The sequence below is a fragment of the Pantoea sp. AS-PWVM4 genome, assembly GCF_000468095.1.
Classification (GTDB): Bacteria; Pseudomonadota; Gammaproteobacteria; order Enterobacterales; family Enterobacteriaceae; genus Pantoea; species Pantoea phytobeneficialis.
Window position 1 is genome coordinate 37,680 of sequence record NZ_ASZC01000025.1, and the last position, 21,030, is coordinate 58,709.

The 21,030-nt window shown below is 52.4% G+C and carries 22 protein-coding genes; 8 read left to right on the plus strand and 14 right to left on the minus strand.

All coding sequences use genetic code 11. The features are described from left to right. Nucleotides 1-72: 72 nt before the first annotated feature. The 9 genes from L579_RS20695 to rfaD form a co-directional block, all read right to left on the minus strand. Complete coding sequence (locus tag L579_RS20695) at nucleotides 73-1,206, minus strand: glycosyltransferase family 4 protein (protein WP_021186107.1); 1,134 nt, start codon at nucleotides 1,204-1,206, stop codon at nucleotides 73-75. Further along, nucleotides 1,199-2,275, minus strand: a complete 1,077-nt coding sequence (gene rfaQ / locus L579_RS20700; RefSeq protein ID WP_021186108.1) for a putative lipopolysaccharide heptosyltransferase III — start codon at nucleotides 2,273-2,275, stop codon at nucleotides 1,199-1,201. Before rfaQ ends, L579_RS20695 begins: the two co-directional genes overlap by 8 nt. Before the next feature lie 72 nt (nucleotides 2,276-2,347). Then, nucleotides 2,348-3,343: a glycosyltransferase gene (locus L579_RS20705; protein WP_071783605.1), complete on the minus strand. Its 996-nt coding sequence runs from the start codon at nucleotides 3,341-3,343 to the stop codon at nucleotides 2,348-2,350. A 9-nt stretch (nucleotides 3,344-3,352) separates the two neighbouring features. Continuing rightward, nucleotides 3,353-4,606, minus strand: a complete 1,254-nt coding sequence (locus L579_RS20710; protein ID WP_161628646.1) for an O-antigen ligase family protein — start codon at nucleotides 4,604-4,606, stop codon at nucleotides 3,353-3,355. A 35-nt stretch (nucleotides 4,607-4,641) separates the two neighbouring features. Further along, entirely contained in the window at nucleotides 4,642-5,634 is a 993-nt protein-coding gene (locus L579_RS20715) for a glycosyltransferase family 8 protein (protein ID WP_036627767.1), read from the minus strand. A 9-nt stretch (nucleotides 5,635-5,643) separates the two neighbouring features. Continuing rightward, the gene (locus L579_RS20720; RefSeq protein WP_021186112.1) at nucleotides 5,644-6,720 is read right to left on the minus strand and encodes a glycosyltransferase family 9 protein; all 1,077 of its coding nucleotides are present in this window, start codon (nucleotides 6,718-6,720) and stop codon (nucleotides 5,644-5,646) included. Beyond that, a complete protein-coding gene (gene rfaC / locus L579_RS20725) occupies nucleotides 6,717-7,694 on the minus strand; it encodes a lipopolysaccharide heptosyltransferase RfaC (protein WP_021186113.1) in 978 nt (325 codons plus the stop codon). Before rfaC ends, L579_RS20720 begins: the two co-directional genes overlap by 4 nt. Nucleotides 7,695-7,696: 2 nt before the next feature. Beyond that, complete coding sequence (gene rfaF, locus L579_RS20730; RefSeq protein WP_021186114.1) at nucleotides 7,697-8,740, minus strand: ADP-heptose--LPS heptosyltransferase RfaF; 1,044 nt, start codon at nucleotides 8,738-8,740, stop codon at nucleotides 7,697-7,699. Between the two features lie 17 nt (nucleotides 8,741-8,757). Beyond that, nucleotides 8,758-9,690: an ADP-glyceromanno-heptose 6-epimerase gene (gene rfaD, locus L579_RS20735; protein WP_021186115.1), complete on the minus strand. Its 933-nt coding sequence runs from the start codon at nucleotides 9,688-9,690 to the stop codon at nucleotides 8,758-8,760. Nucleotides 9,691-9,921: 231 nt separating this feature from the next. Here rfaD and L579_RS20740 point away from each other — a divergent pair, with 231 nt between their 5' ends. Then, on the plus strand, nucleotides 9,922-11,118 hold the full coding sequence (locus L579_RS20740) for a glycine C-acetyltransferase (protein ID WP_021186116.1): 1,197 nt from the start codon (nucleotides 9,922-9,924) through the stop codon (nucleotides 11,116-11,118). A 10-nt stretch (nucleotides 11,119-11,128) separates the two neighbouring features. Continuing rightward, on the plus strand, nucleotides 11,129-12,157 hold the full coding sequence (tdh, locus tag L579_RS20745; protein WP_021186117.1) for an L-threonine 3-dehydrogenase: 1,029 nt from the start codon (nucleotides 11,129-11,131) through the stop codon (nucleotides 12,155-12,157). Nucleotides 12,158-12,187: 30 nt separating this feature from the next. On the opposite strand, the gene L579_RS20750 is transcribed toward tdh, so the two are convergent. Both L579_RS20750 and envC read right to left on the minus strand, forming a co-directional pair. Continuing rightward, complete coding sequence (locus L579_RS20750) at nucleotides 12,188-13,093, minus strand: divergent polysaccharide deacetylase family protein (RefSeq protein ID WP_021186118.1); 906 nt, start codon at nucleotides 13,091-13,093, stop codon at nucleotides 12,188-12,190. 3 nt (nucleotides 13,094-13,096) lie between these two features. Continuing rightward, nucleotides 13,097-14,398 carry a murein hydrolase activator EnvC gene (gene envC, locus L579_RS20755; protein ID WP_036627770.1) on the minus strand — a complete coding sequence of 434 codons (1,302 nt, stop codon included), beginning with the start codon at nucleotides 14,396-14,398 and terminating at the stop codon, nucleotides 13,097-13,099. Nucleotides 14,399-14,647: 249 nt separating this feature from the next. Here envC and L579_RS20760 point away from each other — a divergent pair, with 249 nt between their 5' ends. The 5 genes from L579_RS20760 (at nucleotide 14,648) to cysE (ending at nucleotide 17,764) form a co-directional block, all read left to right on the plus strand. Next, on the plus strand, nucleotides 14,648-15,079 hold the full coding sequence (locus tag L579_RS20760; RefSeq protein ID WP_013511012.1) for a rhodanese-like domain-containing protein: 432 nt from the start codon (nucleotides 14,648-14,650) through the stop codon (nucleotides 15,077-15,079). Nucleotides 15,080-15,096: 17 nt separating this feature from the next. Next, the gene (grxC, locus tag L579_RS20765) at nucleotides 15,097-15,351 is read left to right on the plus strand and encodes a glutaredoxin 3 (protein WP_013511011.1); all 255 of its coding nucleotides are present in this window, start codon (nucleotides 15,097-15,099) and stop codon (nucleotides 15,349-15,351) included. Nucleotides 15,352-15,390: 39 nt separating this feature from the next. Further along, nucleotides 15,391-15,858 carry a protein-export chaperone SecB gene (secB, locus tag L579_RS20770; RefSeq protein ID WP_021186120.1) on the plus strand — a complete coding sequence of 156 codons (468 nt, stop codon included), beginning with the start codon at nucleotides 15,391-15,393 and terminating at the stop codon, nucleotides 15,856-15,858. Continuing rightward, the gene (gene gpsA, locus L579_RS20775) at nucleotides 15,858-16,877 is read left to right on the plus strand and encodes an NAD(P)H-dependent glycerol-3-phosphate dehydrogenase (RefSeq protein WP_036627773.1); all 1,020 of its coding nucleotides are present in this window, start codon (nucleotides 15,858-15,860) and stop codon (nucleotides 16,875-16,877) included. Before secB ends, gpsA begins: the two co-directional genes overlap by 1 nt. Nucleotides 16,878-16,945: 68 nt before the next feature. Further along, entirely contained in the window at nucleotides 16,946-17,764 is an 819-nt protein-coding gene (gene cysE, locus L579_RS20780; protein ID WP_013511008.1) for a serine O-acetyltransferase, read from the plus strand. Here cysE and trmL read toward each other — a convergent pair. The 3 genes from trmL to cpxR are packed head-to-tail and all read right to left on the minus strand — an operon-like array spanning nucleotide 17,761 to nucleotide 20,341. After that, nucleotides 17,761-18,234, minus strand: coding sequence for a tRNA (uridine(34)/cytosine(34)/5-carboxymethylaminomethyluridine(34)-2'-O)-methyltransferase TrmL (trmL, locus tag L579_RS20785; protein ID WP_021186122.1), 474 nt, complete (start codon nucleotides 18,232-18,234; stop codon nucleotides 17,761-17,763). The two genes, cysE and trmL, sit on opposite strands and share 4 nt — an antisense overlap. Nucleotides 18,235-18,269: 35 nt before the next feature. Further along, on the minus strand, nucleotides 18,270-19,646 hold the full coding sequence (gene cpxA, locus L579_RS20790) for an envelope stress sensor histidine kinase CpxA (protein ID WP_021186123.1): 1,377 nt from the start codon (nucleotides 19,644-19,646) through the stop codon (nucleotides 18,270-18,272). Then, on the minus strand, nucleotides 19,643-20,341 hold the full coding sequence (gene cpxR, locus L579_RS20795) for an envelope stress response regulator transcription factor CpxR (RefSeq protein WP_013511005.1): 699 nt from the start codon (nucleotides 20,339-20,341) through the stop codon (nucleotides 19,643-19,645). Before cpxR ends, cpxA begins: the two co-directional genes overlap by 4 nt. 149 nt (nucleotides 20,342-20,490) lie before the next feature. On the opposite strand from cpxR, the gene cpxP reads away from it, so the two are divergent. Beyond that, nucleotides 20,491-21,000, plus strand: a complete 510-nt coding sequence (gene cpxP, locus L579_RS20800) for a cell-envelope stress modulator CpxP (RefSeq protein WP_021186124.1) — start codon at nucleotides 20,491-20,493, stop codon at nucleotides 20,998-21,000. Nucleotides 21,001-21,030 lie beyond the last annotated feature (30 nt).

Consider the following 21,030-nt stretch of genomic DNA (forward strand, 5'->3'; position numbering starts at 1 on the left):
CGCGTCAAAAAGCATAAGAAATCAAGATGACGGCATGTTATCAGAAACCTGACGCCTGCTCATACCCCTTCGTCAAACAGGCTTAAGCACTTGCTGGTAAAGCGAGGTCAGCGCTTGTGCCAGTCGTTGTGGACCATAAGGTTCAATTCTGCGGCGTGCGGCCTCACCCAGTGCGGAGTTCTGCGAAAGTGATGGAATTGCCAGCACGGCTTCATTCAACGCTTTGATATCCAAAGCATCACATACGAATCCTTCCTGACCAGCCTGAATGAATTCAGCGCCGCCGCAACCGGTACTGGTGATCACCGCCAACCCGCAGGCCATGGCTTCCAGCACCACATTCGGAAAAGGATCATAGAGTGTCGGCAGCAGCAAGGCATCGGCAGCATGATAGAAAGGCTGCACGTCCTGCTGTACACCAACAAATCTCAGGCGATCCAGACAATTCAGTTGGTTAGCCAGCTGCTGATAACGCGACATCTGCTTGTCCTGGCCGACGACAACCAGGAAGCGATCGCTGCGCGCAACGGCTTCAATTGCCGCTTTTAAGCCTTTGCGTTCAAAACCGGAGCCGACATAAATCATCACCGTCGCGTTCTGCGGCAGCCGGAGCTGCTGGCGTGATATGTCGCGCTGTGCTGCGGTAGCCGGTTGAAAACGTTGGCTATCAATAGCGTTGTGAATGACATGGATCTTGCTGGCATCTAACGAGAAACAACGCAAAATATCCTGCTTTACCATCTCTGAATTACAGATTACCGCTTTCAGCGACGGTGCATTGAACATTTCGCGTTCGGCCTGTAATACGTAGCGATGATAAGGGCTAAGCGAGGCGCTCAGGCGCTGCCATGATGAGACAATACGCGCGCGTTGCTCCAGCCAGACACGATGCACGCCATCGCCTGCGCGAAAGATATCGCAACCCGCAATACGCTCGTGGCTCTGCACGATATCAAACTTTTCCCGTTCCCAGCAGGCGCGGGCGGCCACGGCAAAGCCACGCTCACGCGAGACACGGCCAAATTTGGTCGGATTGCAAATGTGCAAATGCCAGGCCGGGTTTGGCGTGCCTTGCCAGCTGCGAGTAATGATATTGAGGTCCAGTTGCTCACTGTCCAGTGCTTCCAGCGCGCGCGAAATAAAGCGCTCGGCCCCGCCGTCCGGACGATACTTCTGCCGGACAATTGCCAGGCGTAGCTTAGTCATGCAAAAAACTCCTTGCCGCGGCGACCACATCGGCAACCGGGATGATCGCTAAGTAGCGCTGGTGCGTTTTGGTGTCGATGGAGTCCGGGTCGGGCAGGGGGCCGTAATCACCGGCCCAGATAATGCGATTGTTATCGCCCCAGGGACGCCAGAACTGTAGCTTGGTGGGGCCGAACAACGCCAGGCAGGGCGTATCAAGCGCGGCAGCCATATGCATCGGCGCGGAATCGACACCAATAAACAATCGGGCTTTGGCGATCAGTGCCGCCAGTTGTGGCAAAGAGAATTGACCGGCGAGTGATACGACATTGTCGCTCTGACACAGGGACCGGATACGTTCAATCATCGCCAACTCTTTTTTATCCGGGGCGGAGGTCAGCACCACGGTATGACCGTCTGCGGCCAGAGCGTCGATTAACTGCGCGACTTTTTCATCATCCCAGCATTTGAATTCCCAGCGTGAAGTGGGTTGCACTACCACATAAGGTGCATTGACTTGTTGCCGGGCTAATATTTCCTGCACTTTTTGCTGGTCGGCGGTGCTGAAATGCATAGACGCTTTGGCCCCTGCCGCGGTGATGCCGAGAGGAGACAGTGCCGACATATTTTGTTCAACGGTGTGGAGATTACCGTGATCATCGGTACTCACCAGCAGGTTATGGCACCAGCGCCAGATGGCGCTATCGCGCTTGTGAAAGGCGAAACCAATACGAACCGGTGAACCAGAAAGTTTGGTGAGAATGGCGCTACGCCACTGATCCGCCAGATTAATCACCAGATCGTAATGGCACGCGCGTACAGCAGAAATCAACGCAACTTCATGGCGGAATTTCTGCCAGCCGCCTTCCTTTTTCCAGTTGCGATCGATGATGTGCAGTTGCCGAATGGCCGGATGAGCTTCCAGCATTGGGCGCGTTTCTTTATACAACAGGACGTCAATATTGGCTTGTGGGTAACGTTGGCGAAGTGCATTGATCACCGGCGTGGTCAGCAGCATATCGCCATGATGGCGCAGCTTTATCAGCAGAATATTTTGGGGTGAAAAGTGGTCTGGAATCGGGCTTGCCATACTAAATGATCTCAAAATTCAGTGAGCTGATTGTAGGGCAAACCCACCAGGGGTGAAAGCCAGGCGCGGCGCTTATTTCTTACGCCAGCGATAAAGACGACTTAGCCACAACAGCAACTGATACCATTGCCGGATGCCACGCGCATTACGCAGCATACGCCTATGCGTTTGGGTCGCGAAGAGGTCATGAATGATCGCCTGGCGCGCACCCGCATCGGGTTCACGGCGAATACTATGGCAGACGCTCAACGCTTCGTGCGTAATCTGATAATGAAACGCCGGGTAGATTGTCACTTTATGCTGGTAGCGGGCATTGATCTCCTCCAGCATTTGGGCAATTTTCAGGTAATGGCGTTGATATGCCACATTCTTTTCACCCGTGCGCTTGCGATTGCTGACAGAACTATCGTGCATGTAATAACGATAAAGCACGCGATCGGTGTAGCGTACACGTCGAGCGTTGAGCATGAATTCCGTCGTCCAGGGAATATCCTGATGATGTAACCCGGGTTCAAAGTGCAACGGTAGTTGTTCAATTAATTCGCGACGATAAATACCCAGCCAAACGACATGCATATAGCGATGGGTTTTCAGCGCCCGATTTAACCATTCCGGGCCACTCAGTACCCCGGTTGACCTTAAGCGGTCATGGGGTATCAACGGCTTGATAAGTTGGCTGGCTTGAAAGAACCATTCGGCATTGCACTGGGCGGCATCGAGGTTATCACTTTCAGCCATTTCGACTAAGGTCTGATACATCGTCGGATTCACGGTGTCATCGGCGTCTGGAAACGTCACATATTTGCCGCGTGCTACGGCCAGACCCGCGTTTCGCGCGCGTGATACACCACCGTTCGGTTGATGGATTACCCTCACCTGTGCGTGCTGCTGTGCATAAACATCAGCACGCTCCCCGGAGCCATCGGTAGAACCATCATTGACAATGATGATCTCCAGATTGGTCAGCGTCTGCGTCAGCAGTGATTGCATAAAAGAGTCCAGCATCACCCCGGCGTTGTACATTGGGGTGATGATGGAGAGGAGAGGGAAGGGCATACTTTCTTTCATCGCTCGTGTTTAATCATGGTGCCTGGAATGCTCGGTTTTGACCTGTTGCGTCATCATAAAATATCCCCACACCAGAAGAATGAAGTAGGGAGATTCACGGTTATAAAATTGCGAGTCGCCCATACTAAAATAGATAACCGGGATAGCTAATAATAAAGCTTCATAGCGCGGAGATTTACCAAATAACGGCACCAGCAATAAACCAAGAAAAAAGCCCAGCATGATCATCCCGCCAACGATGCCTTGCAATGAAAAGCTCTCAACGAGATCGTTGTGGGTATGGTATTGAATATTGAGATAGGCGATTTCATTTTTCGGCTGATGTTTATCCAGCCATTCTTTCGTTTCCAGACTGCGCGTGTCGGCACTTTGCCCCCACGGATGCTGCGTGAAGGCCCATAATCCTGCCTGCCACATGCCAAATCGTCCACCAATTGAGGTGCTCGGATCCCCTGCGGAATATTGCTGAACCTCGGTTTTAACCGTCTCTACGCGGTCAAAAAGTTGGTCTGAGTATTTGCTGAGGCTAAAAATACTGGTAAGCAGGATGGCTGAAAAAATGCCCAGCCAAATCAATCTTGAACGTCCGGGGGTGGTCACAATGTGATGCAACATACTGGCAATGCAGAACAGGCTGAACAATAAAATAGCGGAACGCGTTTGGGTAACGCCGAGCAAAATAAAGGAGACGACCAGGGTGATAAAATATGGCGCGGCGTAATGTCGTGGAAAAACACGGCGGAGAGACCACAAGGTCACCAGCGAAAGCACTGTGAACATATAAGCCCCAGAGGTTGCCGCGTCTGAATTAATTTTAGGGCGTTCTCCGGTATGGATAACTTGTTCAATCCCAATACAGGCAACAACGAAAATCGTGAGACACAAAATCAACGTCCCAACCTGGACCAGACGGGCAGGCAACCGCCATTCAGGAGACAGACGATAGACGCAGTAAATGACAAACGCCCCCAGAATCATTCTTTTTCCACTGATTTTATAGTGTTCAGCAATCAGTGGTAACTGGTGGTTAATTGTTGTGATTGCCCAAACCCACTTACTCAGGCCTAAAAGAAGGACCAGGGTAGGTATCCAGTAAAAATAGAGTTTTTTCTCGCGCCACACCAGCCAGGCGAAGCTAAAAAACGAGATGTAGGTAAGCATGTAATAGGCGTTGCGGGAAATCTCTCCGGAGACAAAGAAAAATGCCATCGAGATTATTGTGAGAGAATAAAATATTATCCCTCTTCCCTGTTCAGTTTTCATGAGTTTAGAAATTTCAGCAATGCGCATCATCATTCTTATTTAAAAAATTTATGTTTAATATAATTAAGCATCCAGAAGAGACTGGCAGCGTACTCTTTTTTATGGAATTTTATCCGGGCAAAACGTTTCATCTCTTTATGATGGCGAGGTTTATCAAGATGCAGTGATGACCAGGGAGATAAACGATAATAATCTAAATAAAGATGTGAAAGATTACCGCCGCTCCATGCATGCCAGGGTTTGCATTTTCCAGTGTAATGGATCATGACAGTATCATTAGGGGTGCTAAAATTATGCCAGACCTTGTTCGCAATGATGTCGTAAATGAAATTGTATTTATCCGGCAATATCAGAGTGTCATTTTCCAGAAGGATGTTTAATGCATCCTGGTCGGGGAATCCAAAATTTGCACCCTGAGCAACTAATAAATCTATTATTTTCTGGGTGGTGTCATTCGCCAGCCAACGCGGGATATTGATCAACATAAAGCCAGAGTTAAAGTAATTGCCTTGTTTAAGGCCCAGCTTCGGACATTGATTCTGGCGTGCACGTACGGTGTCATTACTGGCACACAGGATGACATGGCTGATATCCAGCGTGAATAGCGGAGAATAATCTCCCACCACTAATGTATCGGCATCAAGGTAGAAAACACGATCGCTATAACGAGCGACAGTTTCTGGAATCAGGAACCGATAATAAATACTCTTTGGATAGCGTCCGACTGCGGGCAGCTTTTCCAGCCAACTATCATTGAAAAGATGGAGTGTTATGGCGAGCGGCTGGTTACCGGCCAATTGCTTCAGGCGATCAATATCATCATCAGCTAATGTATCGGTAAATATATGAATATGAAAAGCCGTAGTGGGATGGTGCTTTAGCAATGAAAAGAGGGTAATACCCATTCCTCTGGCATAATTATGATTAATGCCAAAAGCAACATGTATAACCGATTCGTCGTTGTGAGGCAGCGTGTTAAGCAGTGTTTCGCTTTGCTGGACGGCCTCAGTATGAAGGTGTGTTGCCATTATGCTGTACTACCCCTGACTATTTTCAATAAATTTGCTAATTTTCATAATCTTATCTTCATTCAGACCAAACAGAACTTCGGCGGGCTGTTCAAATTTAAATCGAGTGGCGAAGACAAAAGTTGAGGCTTCAATGTTGTCGGGTCCAATAAACAAGACGCGATATACCGGACGCTGCTCTCTGATTTCACAGGGGCCATAGAACATAATTACCGGAACTTGCTGAGCATCGGCAATATAGGCATTTCCCGAATCAGATGCGATGTAAAAGTCCATCTGTGAGATAGCCCAGGGCACATCCTCTAAATTCAGCTGACCAATCAGGCTGATAATGTTTTTTTTGTCAGCAGTCAGCGTTAATAATTCATCCAGCCAGGGTTGTTCCGCCGGAGGTCCAAAAACATAAAACGTACAAGGCAGGGAGGACAATGACTCAATGATCTGAGCCCAGATGGCAGCAGGGATAGTCTTGGCTTTATTTCCGGCAGAGATACTGATGCCAATCTTTATACCTTGTACGGGAGTACTAAGCGGCAGGGGAATCGTGGTCGGAACATACAAAGGCGAGGTGGCATGTTTGGGAAAATCGGTATAACGATAATCCCGATTAATGAGTTTCAGGTAGCTATCCAGCGTCAGACTCTGCCTGGTATGCTCAACGATGCCCGTCGCACTACGATAAAACACTTTATGGTAGGACTTACGAACATAGGTCAGTAAAAATTGCTTATTTGGCGCATTGCATAATGACGCGAAGAACAGATTAACACTATTCGGCTGTGTCAGATAAACATTGTCGTAGCGATTCATCAGGGTAAACGCCAGACAAAGTTTGCTCCATAAGCTGCGCTTTGCGTCTTCAATCAGATAGTAATGGGCGATGGTGTCATCATGACGTACCAAAGGCTCTACAGCACGGCTGATTAAAACGTCAGATTGGCCTAATGCACGCAACATCGGTGTAATATTAATAAAATCGCCGATCTTCGCTGTTTGGATGACTAAACTTTTTCCGGTGGGTTTTTTAAAAAGTTTCATCATGTACTGCAATGGCAGCAGCATCAGATAGATCAGAACATAATTCATTTTGCGTCTTCCGCTATTACAGTCTGAAGATGTGCCATTACTTCATCGGCTACCAAATCACCCAATGCTCTGGTTGGAGAAACAAGCGCCATCTGATTCTTCCCATATCCACCAATCAGCCCCGGATCCGTTGGGCCATACAGGGTGATGTTAGGGCGATCCAATGCTGCCGTAAGATGGCTCAACCCGGTATCAACGGAAACCACAGCGCATGCTCCTGCCAACTGGCGAGCCACCTGCTCCAGTGTCAGACGTGGCAACACCTCAACATGGTCAAAACCTTCCGCCAGACGCAACGCGCGCTGATGCTCATGTTCGGCACCCCAGGGTAATTTCACGCGCAGACCGGTTGGTTGCACCAATTTAATAAGCTCGCGCCAGTGTGCTTCCGGCCAATGTTTATTGTCGCGCGTCGTCGCGTGTAAAAACACCAGATACTGATGCGCATCTTGCGGCAGTGAACTCAGGAAATGTCCGGCGATCGCATAGTCACCCTGCGTGGTTGGTTTTTCATAACCGAGGCTTTTCGCGAACAGTTCACGAGTACGTTCTACCGCGTGCTGCTGTTTATTGATTTCATGGCGTTTGTCATACCACCAACTGGCGAAGGGTTCGCGAGCGCTGCGGCTGTCCTGTCCGTGCTTCACGCCTTTTGCCAGGCGAGTGACCAACGCTGCGCTTTTGATCAACCCTTGCGCATCAATCACCACATCGTACTGACGTGACTGCAACTCACGTTTAAATAACACGCGTTCTTCACGTTGCTGGCTGCCAAACCAATGCTTACGCCAGCGGCGAATGGCGACCGGCATGACTTTATCCACGGCAGGATGCCATGCTGGAATTTGGGCAAAGTTTTCTTCCACCGCCCAATCAAAACGAATGCCGGGAATGGCCTGCATCGCATCGGTTAATGCAGGCAGGGTGTGCAGTACGTCGCCCATTGAGGACGTTTTCACAATCAGGACGTGCATGTTTACTCCTGCGCCGCAGTTAGCAAAGCGCTTAATTCCTGGTGCACGCGCATCGGGTGAATATCTATCAGACTCTGGTGATAACCTTCTGCGGCATCCCCTTTCCGGACTTTGTGATAGCCGGTGATCAGGCGAATGACTCGCGCCTGATGTGACAATGGCGGCGTGAAGTCAGGGCTGCTTGGCCCGTACAACGCGACCAGCGGGCGATTGAGCGCAGCGGCAATATGCATCAATCCGGAATCATTGCTCACCACCGCAGCACAGTGCGCCAGCAGAATGACCGCCTGCTCCAATTGGGTATCACCCGCAAGGTTTTTACAGTGATGGCGCGCGGCTTCCGGCAGGGTCTGCACAATGGTATCGCCGGTTTCGCGATCTTTAGCCGAACCGAACAGCACCACCTGATAGCCTTCGCTGATGAGTTGTTCCGCCAACGCAGCATAATGATAATGTGGCCAGCGTTTTGCCGGACCAAACTCAGCGCCGGGGCAAAAGCCAATGACAGGACGATCGGCAGAAAGTCCAAACTGGGCGGCCGTCATGCGTTTCTCATCGTCTTCAACTCTGAGCTGCGGCCACAACAATGGCTGCGGCAGCTGCTGCGCAGATGGCACAGGTTTGTCGTAGCCCAACGCCACATAACGCTGAACCATTAACGGAAACGCTGCTTTATCCAGCACCCGCACATCATTCAATACGCCGTAACGCAGCTCACCACGCCAGCCAGTACGGCGTTTGATTCCGGCAAAAAACGGTACCAGCGCCGATTTGAAGGAGTTCGGCAGCACATAAGCGCGATCGTAGCCACTCGCCTGTAAGGTTTTGCCCAGCTGACGACGTTCGCCCAGCGCCAGGGCACCATGACCGAGTGGCATCGCCAGCGCCTGAGTGACTTCCGGCATACGTGACAGCAGCGGTCGGCACCAGGCGGGTGCCATAACATCAATAACAGCCTCAGGATGCTCAGCCTTGAGCGTGCGATAGAGACTTTGCGACATCATCATATCGCCGACCCAGGAGGGGCCAATAACCAGAATTTTCATCGCTGCTGCCGGATCCCTTATGCGTTACGGTTCAGCCACACCATATATTCCGCAACCCCCTGGGCCACGGTTTTGAACGGCTTGTCATAACCCGCCGCACGGAGCCTGGTCAGATCTGCCTGGGTGTAGGCCTGATAGCGGCCTTTCAGCTTGTCCGGGAACGGGATGTATTCGATCTCGCCCTGCTGATGGAATTTCAGCACCGCATCCGCCACTTCCTGGAAGGACTCCGCACGGCCGGTACCGCAGTTGTAAATGCCGGAGATACCATTTTCCCAGCACCACAGGTTCACCGCAGCCACGTCATCAACATGGATAAAATCGCGACGGAAAGTATCGCTGCCTTCAAACAGCTTTGGATTTTCGCCGTTGCTGATTTGCGTGTTGAGGTGGAATGCTACGCTTGCCATGCTGCCTTTATGGCCTTCACGCGGGCCGTACACATTGAAGTAACGGAAGCCGCACACCGGCGAATCCGCTTCCGGCAGAATCTGGCGCACGTAGTGGTCAAACAACATTTTCGAGTAGCCATAAACGTTGAGCGGCTGCTCGTATTGACGTTCTTCGATAAAGTTGTCGTTACGACCGCCGTATGTGGCGGCAGAAGAGGCGTACAGGAAGGGGATTTCACGTTCCAGGCAGAAGTGCAGCAGATCTTTGGAATACTGATAGTTGTTGTCCATCATGTATTTGCCGTCCCACTCGGTGGTGGCTGAGCAGGCACCTTCGTGGAACACCGCTTCAATCGGCCCCAGATCTTCACCGGACATGATGTAGGTGAGGAATTCCTCTTTATCCATGTAATCAGAGATGTCCAGATCCGCCAGGTTCACGAATTTGGTGCCATCTTTCAGATTATCCACCACCAGAATGTCAGTATGACCGCGATCGTTCAACGCCTTGACGATGTTGCTGCCAATCATGCCAGCGCCACCCGTTACGATAATCATGTGCTTTGCCTTTAAACAGTTGGGGTGAAACAGGAGGTTTCACGCACTAATACCTAACATCATAACATTTCAGCCCGCAGCAGGCAGCCAGATGACTCCGGAAGGCCGTCATATTTCACGTTCGCAGCGTGAACTATGCTGCAAAATGGAGATTTCATCGGCTGAAATGTCGTTGATACGCTTTTCTATCAGTAATATGTGCCAAAATTTTGCTATATGAGGAGCAGAATCATGTCCAGTCGATTTTATTCGCAAATCCGTCAACAACTTGAGACAACGCGTCAGGATGGATTGTTCAAACAGGAACGCACGATTACCTCGCCACAACAGGCAGAAATCAATGTTGGCAACGGTCAGCCGGTCATCAATTTTTGCGCCAATAATTATCTGGGGCTGGCGAATCATCCGGCGTTAATTCAGGCCGCCAAAGAGGGAATGGATACACACGGTTTCGGCATGGCTTCAGTGCGCTTTATCTGTGGAACTCAGGACATCCATCAGCAATTGGAACGTAAGCTGGCTGAGTTCCTCGGCATGGAAGACGCTATCCTCTTTTCCTCCTGCTTTGACGCAAATGGCGGCTTGTTTGAAACCTTGCTGGATGCGGAAGATGCCATTATTTCCGATGCGCTTAATCATGCCTCGATCATTGATGGTGTTCGCCTGTGCAAAGCGCAGCGCTACCGCTATGCCAACAACGATATGAACGAACTGCGCGCCCGGCTGGAGGATGCACGCGACAACGGTGCGCGTCATATCCTGATTGCCACCGATGGGGTGTTCTCCATGGATGGCGTGATTGCCAACTTGCAAGGCATTTGCGATCTGGCGGATGAGTTTGATGCGCTGGTAATGGTGGATGATTCACATGCGGTTGGCTTTGTCGGGGCCAGCGGTCGCGGCACTCATGAATATTGTCAGGTAATGGATCGCATCGATATTTTGACCGGGACGCTGGGTAAAGCGCTTGGTGGGGCGTCCGGGGGGTATGTTGCCGCGAAAAAAGAGGTCGTTGAATGGCTGCGTCAGCGTTCACGCCCTTATCTGTTCTCCAACTCACTGGCCCCGGCCATTGTCGCTGCGTCGTTGCGGGTTCTGGAAATCCTCAGTGAAGGTGATGGATTGCGCCAGCGTCTGTGGGAAAACGCGCGCTATTTCCGCGAGAAAATGAGCGCCGCCGGGTTTACCCTGGCCGGTGCCGACCACGCCATCATTCCGGTGATGCTTGGGGAGGCAAAAGTCGCGCAGGAGTTTGCCCGTTTGCTGCAACAAGAAGGGATCTACGTGACGGGTTTCTTCTATCCGGTGGTGCCAAGAGGCCAGGCGCGTATCCGTACCCAAATTTCAGCGGGTCATACCCAGGCGCAACTGGAACATGCGGTAGCGGCCTTTACCCGTATTGGTCAGCAGTTGGGCGTTATCGTCTGAGGAGCCGACAATGAAAGCACTCGCGAAATTAAAAGCAGAAGAAGGCATCTGGATGATCACCGATGCGCCGATCCCGGAACCCGGTCATAACGATCTGCTGATAAAAATCCGGAAAACCGCCATCTGCGGTACTGATATTCACATCTACAACTGGGACGACTGGTCGCGTAAAACCATTCCGGTACCGATGATCACCGGCCATGAATATGTCGGGGAAGTGGTGGCTATCGGCCAGGAAGTGAAAGGCTTCACGATCGGCGATCGCGTGTCGGGAGAAGGGCATATCACCTGCGGCCACTGTCGTAATTGTCGGGCCGGGCGTACCCACCTGTGCCGCAACGCCATCGGCGTTGGGGTGAATCGCCAGGGGTGCTTCGCCGAGTATCTGGTAATTCCCGCCTTTAACGCCTTCAAAATCCCCGACAATATCTCCGATGAACTGGCGGCGATTTTTGACCCATTCGGTAATGCCGTACATACCGCCTTGTCGTTTGATTTAGTGGGCGAGGATGTGTTGATTGCCGGTGCCGGGCCAATTGGCATCATGGCTGCTGCGGTGTGCAAACATGTCGGTGCACGCAATGTGGTGATCACGGACATCAACGAATATCGCCTCGATCTGGCACGCAAAATGGGTGTCACACGCGCTGTCAACGTTGCTCAGGAGAATCTGCGTGACGTGATGGCATCCCTCGGTATGACTGAAGGCTTTGATGTTGGGCTGGAGATGTCCGGCGCGCCTCCGGCGTTTCGTAGCATGCTGGAAGTGATGAATCACGGTGGACGTATTGCGCTGCTTGGCATTCCGCCGGGTGAGATGGCGATCGACTGGAACCTGGTGATCTTCAAGGGGCTGTTTATTAAAGGCATTTACGGACGAGAGATGTTCGAAACCTGGTATAAAATGGCGGCGTTGATTCAATCCGGCCTCGATCTGACGCCAGTTATCACCCACCGTTTCCCTGTTGATGACTTCCAATCAGGGTTTGACGAAATGCGTTCCGGTCACTCAGGCAAAGTGGTGCTGAGCTGGGATTAGGTGATTACCCGGCGTTCAGGCCGGGTTTTATTAAAAAAGCTGCTTAAGCGAATCGATAAGTGGGCTTTCAACAATACTTTCTTCCAATATATCAACAGCCCGACTCTGCGGCACCGGAGCCAATGGTTTGCTGACCTTACAGATGCCTGGCGCCCGGAAGTGCGGCTGTGGCTCAGATTGTGGTTTGGTCGGTGGCATTGTGGTGCCCGGATGCAGTGGCTCATTCAACAACTGGCTGGGTCTTACCAGGGTGATATCGGCAGGTAAGGTTGGCAGCATTTGTTGCAGGACCCGCACCGTATTGGGATGAGGGTGCCCGATCGCAATGGCATAGCCATCACGCTGCGCCAGTTTTACTGCGCGGGTGAATTGCTGGCGAATAGCGGCATCATTCTGGCTGTCATCAAGAAATACCCGACGTTTCAGCACCTTCACATGGGTGCCCTGCGCTGCGGGAATCGACTGGCTATTGCCGATGGTCATGCTATCCAGAAAGTAAAAGTTATAGTGATTCAGTACCTGCATCACTTTCTGCATTCCCGGCAGACTTGAGGTCATCTTGCTGCCCATATGGTTGTTCAGGCCTACCGCGTAGGGCACTTTACCAACGGCATCACGAATAATGCGTTCAATTTCCGCACTGGACATCTCCGGGGTGAGCGTATCCTTCTCCAATGGCTGCTTGCTGAGAGGGGCCATTGGCAGATGGATAAGGACTTCATGCCCGCTTTGATGAGCTTTTGTCGCCATCTCGCGTGCATAGGTTGCATTGGGTAGTACGGCAACAGAAACTGCGGCAGGCATCTGCAACACTTTGTTCTCTTCGACTGGTCGATAGCCAAAGTCGTCAATGACGATGGAGAGTTTGCCTGCATGGGCGGAAAGTGACAAAAACAGGCCGCACAAGGCGGCAGAGAGTTTATGAGGTTGAAACAAAGCTTATCTTCCTAACCACGGCAGTGGGTTTACGGCCTGTCCCTGACGCCGGATTTCAAAATAGAGTGAGGGCGTACCGCGGCCGCCACTGGTACCTACCAGGGCAATAGGCTGTCCTGCCTTCACCTGGGCACCGACACTCACCAGCGCACTTTGATTGTAGCCGTAAAGGCTCATATCGCCTTTACCGTGTTCCAGCACCACAACCAGACCGTAGCCTTGCAGCCAGTCGGCCATTAATACGCGCCCATCGGCGATGGCTTTCACTTCGGTTCCTTCTGGCGCATCAATCACCAGACCTTTCCAGCGTAATTCACCCTGCATGGTTTCACCGAAACGGTGCTCCACACGTCCACGCACCGGCCAGACAGCCTGGCCGCCGGGACGGCCAAGCCCACCGGTACGCGCCATCAGCTCACGCTCGCTCTGCGTAGGTTGGTAGCTGGAACCTTTGGCTTTCGCCTGTGCCTGACGCTGACGGACTTTCTCCGCCTCGCGAGCCTCACGCTCGGCGCGTTCGCGTGCTTCACGTTCCGCTTTGGCAATTTTGTCTTGCAGACGACTTTCGTTCTGGCGCATTTGCACCAGGTCAGCCTGGTCTTTTTGCAGCGAACTTTCCAGGGCCGTCAGGGTTTTCTTACGTGCCGCACTGGCGGATTCCAGTTTGCCCTGCTGCGTCTGCTGCTGTGCGAGGAGATTTTTTTGCTGCTGCTGTTTGTCCTGCAATGCCTGACGCTGTTCCGCCAACTGTTGCTGCGTCTGCTTCAGGTCATCAATATTCTTTTGGCGTGCCGCATTAAGGTAGCCGAAATACGCGAGGATACGTTCACTGCGTTGTGCTTCTTCACCGCCCAGCAATAACTGTAGGCCGTTGTGTTGTCCCTGGCGGAAGGCGGCATCAAGTTGTTGTGCCAGCAATTTTTCCTGCTGCGCTTGCTGTTTTTCCAGCCGGGCGATGGAGGTGTTGAGTTGGGTAATGTCGTTGTCGAGCGCGCTCAGGCTGTTGCGGGTTTCGCGTAACTGGCGACTGGCCTGCGCAATCACTTTTTCCTGGCTTTCCAGCTGATTCAGCAGTTTGCTGCGCTGCTGTTTTTGTGCCTGAACACTTTTCTCTTTTTCGGCGATATTCTGCTGAATGGATTTCAACTGGGATTTGCTGTCATCGTCACTGTGCGCAAGGGACGGCAATAACAGAGCGCCCGCACAGAGCAGGCTGAGGGAGAGTGCGGACCAGCGTGATGACAACGGATGCGCTGGGCCGTTGTGACAGGTCCTTGTTGGTAAAACAATCGCTTTTCCCTTCATAGTCGCTAATTATTCCACGATGAACAGCCGCTTACCAGTTTACCGGGCCGGGTTTTGCTTTTCCAAACATGTCGGCCATCAGCTTACAAGCATAAACTTTGTCTCAATTTTGCGATTAGAACACTTTTTTTGGAAAATGACGCACAAATCGTAACTCTGACCCCTTAGCGACTGTACATGCGAGGTGGCGCAGGTATACTCAGAACCCTTGTTTTAGCTTATTAGCCCGGTCTGGAGTCGTTACCCCTCATGCAAGAAATTATGCAGTTTGCAAGCAATCACCCCATCCTCAGTCTGGCATGGGTTGTGTTACTCGTTCTGGTGATTGTAACCACCGTTAAAGGTATGTTCTCTAAAGTAAAAACTATCAGCCGTGGCGAAGCGACGCGTCTGATTAACAAAGAGGACGCGGTGGTGGTAGATGTTCGTTCGCGCGACGACTACCGCAAAGGACACATTTCTGGGGCGCTGAATGTAGCGGCGGCAGACATCAAAAAAGGCAGCTTTGGCGAGCTGGAAAAGCATAAGTCTCAGCCCATAATTGTGGTATGTGCCACGGGCCAGAGCGCTGGCGAACCGGCAGCACAGCTGAGCGCAGCTGGCTTCACGCAGGTATCTGTCCTTAAAGACGGCGTGAGCGGCTGGAGCGGTGAAAACCTGCCGCTGGTTCGCGGTAAATAATTCGCAGAGGTAACTGCATGGCTAATGTTGAGATTTACACCAAAGCGACCTGCCCCTATTGCCACCGGGCAAAGGCGTTGCTGAATCAGAAAGGTGTGACGTTTCAGGAGCTTCCTATCGATGGGGATGCGGTGAAACGTGAAGAGATGATTCAACGCAGCGGCAGAACGACGGTGCCACAGATCTTTATTGATGCGCAGCACATTGGTGGCTGCGATGATCTCTTTGCGCTGGATGGGCGCCAGGGACTTGATCCCTTATTACAGGCATAACTTACGGCCACACAATTCTAACTCACAGGATTTTGTAACATGTCAGAACATAGCACCAACGAAATGCAGTTCCAGATTCAACGTGTTTACACTAAAGACGTCTCTTTCGAAGCGCCAAACGCGCCTCAGGTGTTCCAGAAAGAGTGGGAACCGGAAGTGAAGCTGGATCTGGACACCGCGTCCTCTCAGCTGGCTGATGAAGTCTATGAAGTGGTGCTGCGTGTGACCGTGACCGCCAGCGTCGGCGAAGAAACTGCATTCCTGTGCGAAGTTCAGCAGGCGGGTATCTTCACCATCAGCGGTATCGAGGGCACTCAGATGGCGCATTGCCTTGGTGCATACTGCCCGAACATTCTGTTCCCGTATGCGCGTGAATGCATCACCAGCCTGGTTTCTCGCGGTACTTTCCCGCAACTCAACCTGGCGCCAGTCAACTTTGATGCGCTGTTCATGAATTATCTGCAACAGCAGCAGAGTGAAGGCGACGCACCACATCAGGATGCCTGATGACTACACGCAACGCTTCAATTAGCGTCCTCGGTGCCGGCTCGTACGGCACCGCACTCGCCATCACGCTGGCGCGCAATGGCCACCCGGTTTTGCTCTGGGGCCATAACCCTTCAAGTGTCGCGCAACTTCAGTCCGACCGTTGCAACACCGCTTTTCTGCCCGATGTACCTTTCCCCGACAATCTCGTTCCTGAAGCGGACTTAGCCCAAGTGGTTAACGCCAGCCGCGATCTGCTGGTGGTAGTGCCGAGCCATGTCTTCGGTGACGTGCTGATGCAACTCAAGCCACATTTACACGCAGACTCACGTATTGTCTGGGCGACGAAGGGGCTGGAGAAAGAAACCGGGCGTCTGTTGCAAGATGTGGCGCGTGAAATCCTGGGGGATGATATCCCGTTGGCGGTGATCTCTGGACCGACCTTCGCCAAAGAACTGGCGGCAGGTTTACCCACAGCCATCGCACTGGCCGCGACGGATGCGCAGTTTGCTGACGATTTACAGCAAAAGTTGCACTGCGGGAAAAGCTTCCGGGTGTACAACAACCCCGATTTTATCGGTGTGCAACTGGGCGGTGCGGTCAAAAACGTCATTGCTATCGGCGCAGGCATCTCTGATGGTATCGGCTTTGGCGCGAATGCCCGCACGGCGTTGATTACCCGTGGCCTGGCGGAGATGAGCCGACTTGGCGCTGCTCTCGGGGCCGATCCGACCACATTTATGGGGATGGCGGGGCTTGGCGACCTGGTATTGACTTGTACCGATAATCAGTCACGCAACCGTCGTTTCGGCATGATGCTGGGACAGGGCGAGAACGTGGATGAGGCGCAACGCATTATCGGACAAGTTGTAGAAGGTTACAGAAATACCAAAGAAGTCAGAGCATTAGCTGCGCGTGTTGGTGTGGAGATGCCAATAACCGAGCAGATTTATCAGGTATTATATTGCGAAAAATCAGCGCGAGAGGCAGCATTGAGTTTACTTGGCCGTGCACGGAAGGACGAAAACAGCCAAAGCTGAAGCAGCATGCCCAGCCTTATCACCTGGAGCGCCCCATCAGGCGCTTTTTTTATCGGGAGTACACAGCAATGTCGTCTGAAGAGTTAGAACTGGTCTGGAACAACATCAAAGCGGAAGCCAGAGCGCTGGCTGATTGTGAACCCATGCTGGCCAGTTTTTTCCATGCGACGTTGCTCAAGCACGAAAACCTCGGTAGCGCGCTCAGCTACATGCTGGCGAACAAACTGGCTAACCCGATTATGCCTGCTATCGCGATTCGCGAAGTGGTGGAGGAAGCCTATCGCGAAGACCCGTCGATGATCGTGTCGGCTGCATACGACATCCAGGCGGTGCGCCAGCGTGACCCGGCGGTCGACAAATATTCCACACCGCTGCTGTACCTGAAAGGCTTCCACGCCCTTCAGGCTTATCGCATTGGCCATTGGTTGTGGAAGGAAGGTCGACGTGCGCTGGCCGTCTATCTGCAAAATGAAATCTCGGTTTCTTTTGCTGTCGATATTCACCCGGCAGCGCGCATTGGTCATGGCATCATGCTCGACCACGCCACTGGCATCGTTATCGGTGAAACCGCAGTGGTGGAGAACGATGTCTCTATCCTGCAAAACGTCACGCTGGGTGGTACCGGCAAAACCAGCGGCGATCGCCATCCGAAGATTCGTGAAGGGGTGATGATTGGTGCGGGTTCTAAAATTCTTGGCAATATTGAAGTGGGACGCGGGGCCAAAATTGGTGCCGGTTCTGTGGTGCTCCAGTCGGTGCCGCCGCATACCACCGCAGCAGGCGTTCCGGCACGTATTGTCGGTAAGCCTGCCAGCGATAAACCTTCGATGGATATGGACCAACACTTCAATGGCTCGCCGGGTTTTGAATACGGCGACGGCATCTAGCTCTTGATCAGTGCGCCAGCATAATCCAGCTGGCGCCACGCTTCGTATACCACCACTGACACCGCGTTCGACAGATTCATGCTGCGACTTTCCGGCATCATCGGGATGCGAATCTTTTGCTCCGGTGGCAGCGCGTTAAGAATGTCGGCGGGTAAGCCACGGCTTTCCGGTCCAAACACCAGATAATCCCCCGCCTGATAGCGTACGGCGCTGTGCGCCGGGGTGCCTTTGGTCGTGAGCGCAAATAACCGCTGTGGAGCTTCAGCCGCAACGAATGCTGCGTAATCGGTATGATGTTTGATGGCGGTGAATTCGTGGTAATCCAGCCCGGCACGACGCAGACGCTTATCATCCCAGCCAAAACCCAGTGGGTGAATCAGGTGCAGTTGAAAGCCTGTATTGGCGCAGAGACGGATGATATTGCCGGTGTTAGGCGGGATTTCAGGTTCAAATAAAACGATGTTTAGCATAAGGCCCCCGGGAACGAGGGCCGAAGCATAACAAATTATTGCCGGGCGGAGTACAACGGTAACCAGAGCGTCAGACGCAGACCACCGAGTGGGCTGTCATCGGCTTTCACCCAACCACGATGTTGTTGCACCGCGGTTTCGACGATTGCCAGACCGAGGCCGGTGCCACCAGATTCACGATCGCGTGCCTCATCAGTGCGGTAGAACGGGCGGAAAATTTGCTCACGATCTTCCGGGCTGACGCCTGGGCCATCATCATCTACATGGACGGTAATGCCCTCGATATCCACCGAGAAACTGACGCTGATGTGGGTGTGCGAATAACGCAGCGCATTGCGTACAATGTTTTCCAACGCACTTTCCAGCGCATGGGGGTTGCCATACAGAGGCCAGGGTCCCGGCGGATAGGGCACATCCATACGTTTACCCATCTGCTCCGCTTCGAATTTGGCATCTTCCAGCACATCATTCCATAGCTGATTGGCTTTCATCGCTTCGCTGACTAACGCGTTTTTATGCTGGGTGCGCGACAGCACCAGCAGGTCGTTAATCATCCCATCCAGACGCTGGGCTTCGGTTTCAATACGCTCCAGTTCTTTGCCTTCTCCGTGACGTCGGCGCAGAAGCGCGGTGGCTAATTGCAAACGCGTGAGCGGCGTACGTAACTCATGGCTGATGTCCGACAGCAGGCGTTGTTGGGCCGTCATCATGCGCTCAAGTGCGCTCACCATCTGGTTGAAGCTTGAACCTGCGGCAAGAAACTCCTGTGGTCCCGATTCCAGTTCCGGGTGTTGCCGCAAGTTTCCGCTCGCCACTTCATCCGCGGCATGCTTAAGCTTGCGCGCCGGGCGCGCCAGACTCCATGCCAGCCACAACAGTAGCGGGGAGCTGATCAGCATAGTGACGATGAGCAGCAGCAACGGACGATCAAACAACAGATTGACGAAATCGAGTTGTGAACTGGTGGCGGGACGGATGAGATACAGCTGGTAGTTATCTTCGCCATCACGCACGGCAAAGGGACCGACCATCTCAACCCGTCCATACTTTTTCTTCTGCGGATGATCTGCATTGTCGGACTGACCAATAAAGTTGCGGATAACCTGCATTTCGTTGTGCTGGGCACCAATTACGCGCCCTTCACTGGTCACCAGCAGCAGCCGTTGGCCTGGCGGTGCCCATTTCTCAATTGCGCGGAATAACCGACGCCACCACATCAAATCATTCGGTGGGTCCTGCGACAGTTCTGCTTCAACATGCTGTTCAATCATGATGCCTTGCCGCTGCTCACTTTCCAGCAGCGAGGTCATCTGACGCGAGTCGAGTTTAGGTACCATTAATACCAGCATCAACACCAGCGCCAGGGTAAGCCAGAAGATGGCGAAGATGCGGGTGGTCAAACTTCCAATCATGATGCCGAAACCATCAGGTAGCCACGTCCGCGCAGGGTTTTAAACCACGGATGACCATCACGACGTTCCGGTAATTTACGACGTAGGTTAGAAATATGCATATCGATGGCACGATCAAACGGTGTCAGGCGCTTACCCAGCACTTCCTGGCTGAGATGTTCGCGTGAAACCACCTGGCCAAGATGCTGTGCCAGCAGATAAAGCAGGGTGAACTCAGTACCGGTGAGATCCAGCGTTTCATTATCGAAACTGGCCTCCTGGCGACCCGGATTCAGGCGCAAGCAATCCACTTCCAGCGTTGGCGAGCTGTTGTCATGCTGCTGTTGCTGCTCACTCCAGTTGGAACGACGCAGAATGGCACGGATACGCGCGACTAATTCACGATCGTTAAAAGGTTTTGGCAGATAGTCATCCGCGCCCAATTCAAGGCCAAGGACGCGATCCAGTTCACTCCCGCGGGCGGTCAACATAATCACCGGAGTCTGGTGTTGCTGACGTAGTTCTTTCAGCGTATCGATGCCGTTCTTTTTCGGCATCATGACATCAAGCAGCAACAGGTCTACGGTGTTATCAAGAAGGTTGAGTGCCTGCTCGCCATCGCTGGCAACCATTACCTCAAAACCTTCCATCTCAAGCAGTTCTTTAAGCAGCGAAGTCAATTCGCGGTCATCATCAACCAACAGGATCTTATTCATTTTTTATTGCCCTCCGCAGGCAAAATACCGTGTTCCTATGTCGCCAATCCAACGCTTTACGTAGTTTTACACCCCCTGACGGATGTTTGCAGCTATCGCCGTACACTAGCCCTCGTTGAATCGCAAAACGGAACGAACTGGGGGTAACGATGCGCAACTTAACCGCCGTCGTCATTGCCTCAGCGATGGTTCTCAGTTACGTCAGCGCAGGAGCTGCGGAGACGACGATTGACGAGATGCATCAAAATGGCGGATTGACGACAGGCAGTATGACGCAAAATCCGCAAAGCCACATGTTTGATGGCATTGAATTGACTGAACAGCAACGGCAACAAATGCGAGACCTGATGCAACAAGCGCGACTGGAGCGTCCCGCTGTCAGCTTTCAGGATATAGAAACCATGCATGACCTTGTCATTGCAGACAAATTTAACGAATCGGCCATCCGCTTGCAGGCAGAAAAAATTGCCCAAGCCCAGGTAGAGCAAAACATTGTGATGGCTCGGGTTCGTAACCAGATGTACCACCTGCTAACGCCTGCCCAGCAAGCGACAGTGCAGAAGAATTATGAGCGGCGTCTTAATGAAATGCGCCGGCTCGCAGAATTGCAGCCATCATCACCGCTGCAAGCAGTGAGTAGTACCAGCAGTAACCAGTAACATAGTATCCCTGTTTTCCTTGCCATAGAC

Bases quoted from the DNA above. Each gene is read 5' to 3' on its own strand.
- L579_RS20695 (WP_021186107.1), bottom strand. From the start codon at position 1,206: ATGACTAAGCTACGCCTGGCAATTGTCCGGCAGAAGTATCGTCCGGAC.
- rfaQ (WP_021186108.1), bottom strand. From the start codon at position 2,275: ATGGCAAGCCCGATTCCAGACCACTTTTCACCCCAAAATATTCTGCTG.
- L579_RS20705 (WP_071783605.1), bottom strand. From the start codon at position 3,343: ATGAAAGAAAGTATGCCCTTCCCTCTCCTCTCCATCATCACCCCAATG.
- L579_RS20710 (WP_161628646.1), bottom strand. From the start codon at position 4,606: ATGAAAACTGAACAGGGAAGAGGGATAATATTTTATTCTCTCACAATA.
- L579_RS20715 (WP_036627767.1), bottom strand. From the start codon at position 5,634: ATGGCAACACACCTTCATACTGAGGCCGTCCAGCAAAGCGAAACACTG.
- L579_RS20720 (WP_021186112.1), bottom strand. From the start codon at position 6,720: ATGAATTATGTTCTGATCTATCTGATGCTGCTGCCATTGCAGTACATG.
- rfaC (WP_021186113.1), bottom strand. From the start codon at position 7,694: ATGCACGTCCTGATTGTGAAAACGTCCTCAATGGGCGACGTACTGCAC.
- rfaF (WP_021186114.1), bottom strand. From the start codon at position 8,740: ATGAAAATTCTGGTTATTGGCCCCTCCTGGGTCGGCGATATGATGATG.
- rfaD (WP_021186115.1), bottom strand. From the start codon at position 9,690: ATGATTATCGTAACGGGTGGCGCTGGCATGATTGGCAGCAACATCGTC.
- L579_RS20740 (WP_021186116.1), top strand. From the start codon at position 9,922: ATGTCCAGTCGATTTTATTCGCAAATCCGTCAACAACTTGAGACAACG.
- tdh (WP_021186117.1), top strand. From the start codon at position 11,129: ATGAAAGCACTCGCGAAATTAAAAGCAGAAGAAGGCATCTGGATGATC.
- envC (WP_036627770.1), bottom strand. From the start codon at position 14,398: ATGAAGGGAAAAGCGATTGTTTTACCAACAAGGACCTGTCACAACGGC.
- L579_RS20760 (WP_013511012.1), top strand. From the start codon at position 14,648: ATGCAAGAAATTATGCAGTTTGCAAGCAATCACCCCATCCTCAGTCTG.
- grxC (WP_013511011.1), top strand. From the start codon at position 15,097: ATGGCTAATGTTGAGATTTACACCAAAGCGACCTGCCCCTATTGCCAC.
- secB (WP_021186120.1), top strand. From the start codon at position 15,391: ATGTCAGAACATAGCACCAACGAAATGCAGTTCCAGATTCAACGTGTT.
- gpsA (WP_036627773.1), top strand. From the start codon at position 15,858: ATGACTACACGCAACGCTTCAATTAGCGTCCTCGGTGCCGGCTCGTAC.
- cysE (WP_013511008.1), top strand. From the start codon at position 16,946: ATGTCGTCTGAAGAGTTAGAACTGGTCTGGAACAACATCAAAGCGGAA.
- trmL (WP_021186122.1), bottom strand. From the start codon at position 18,234: ATGCTAAACATCGTTTTATTTGAACCTGAAATCCCGCCTAACACCGGC.
- cpxA (WP_021186123.1), bottom strand. From the start codon at position 19,646: ATGATTGGAAGTTTGACCACCCGCATCTTCGCCATCTTCTGGCTTACC.
- cpxR (WP_013511005.1), bottom strand. From the start codon at position 20,341: ATGAATAAGATCCTGTTGGTTGATGATGACCGCGAATTGACTTCGCTG.
- cpxP (WP_021186124.1), top strand. From the start codon at position 20,491: ATGCGCAACTTAACCGCCGTCGTCATTGCCTCAGCGATGGTTCTCAGT.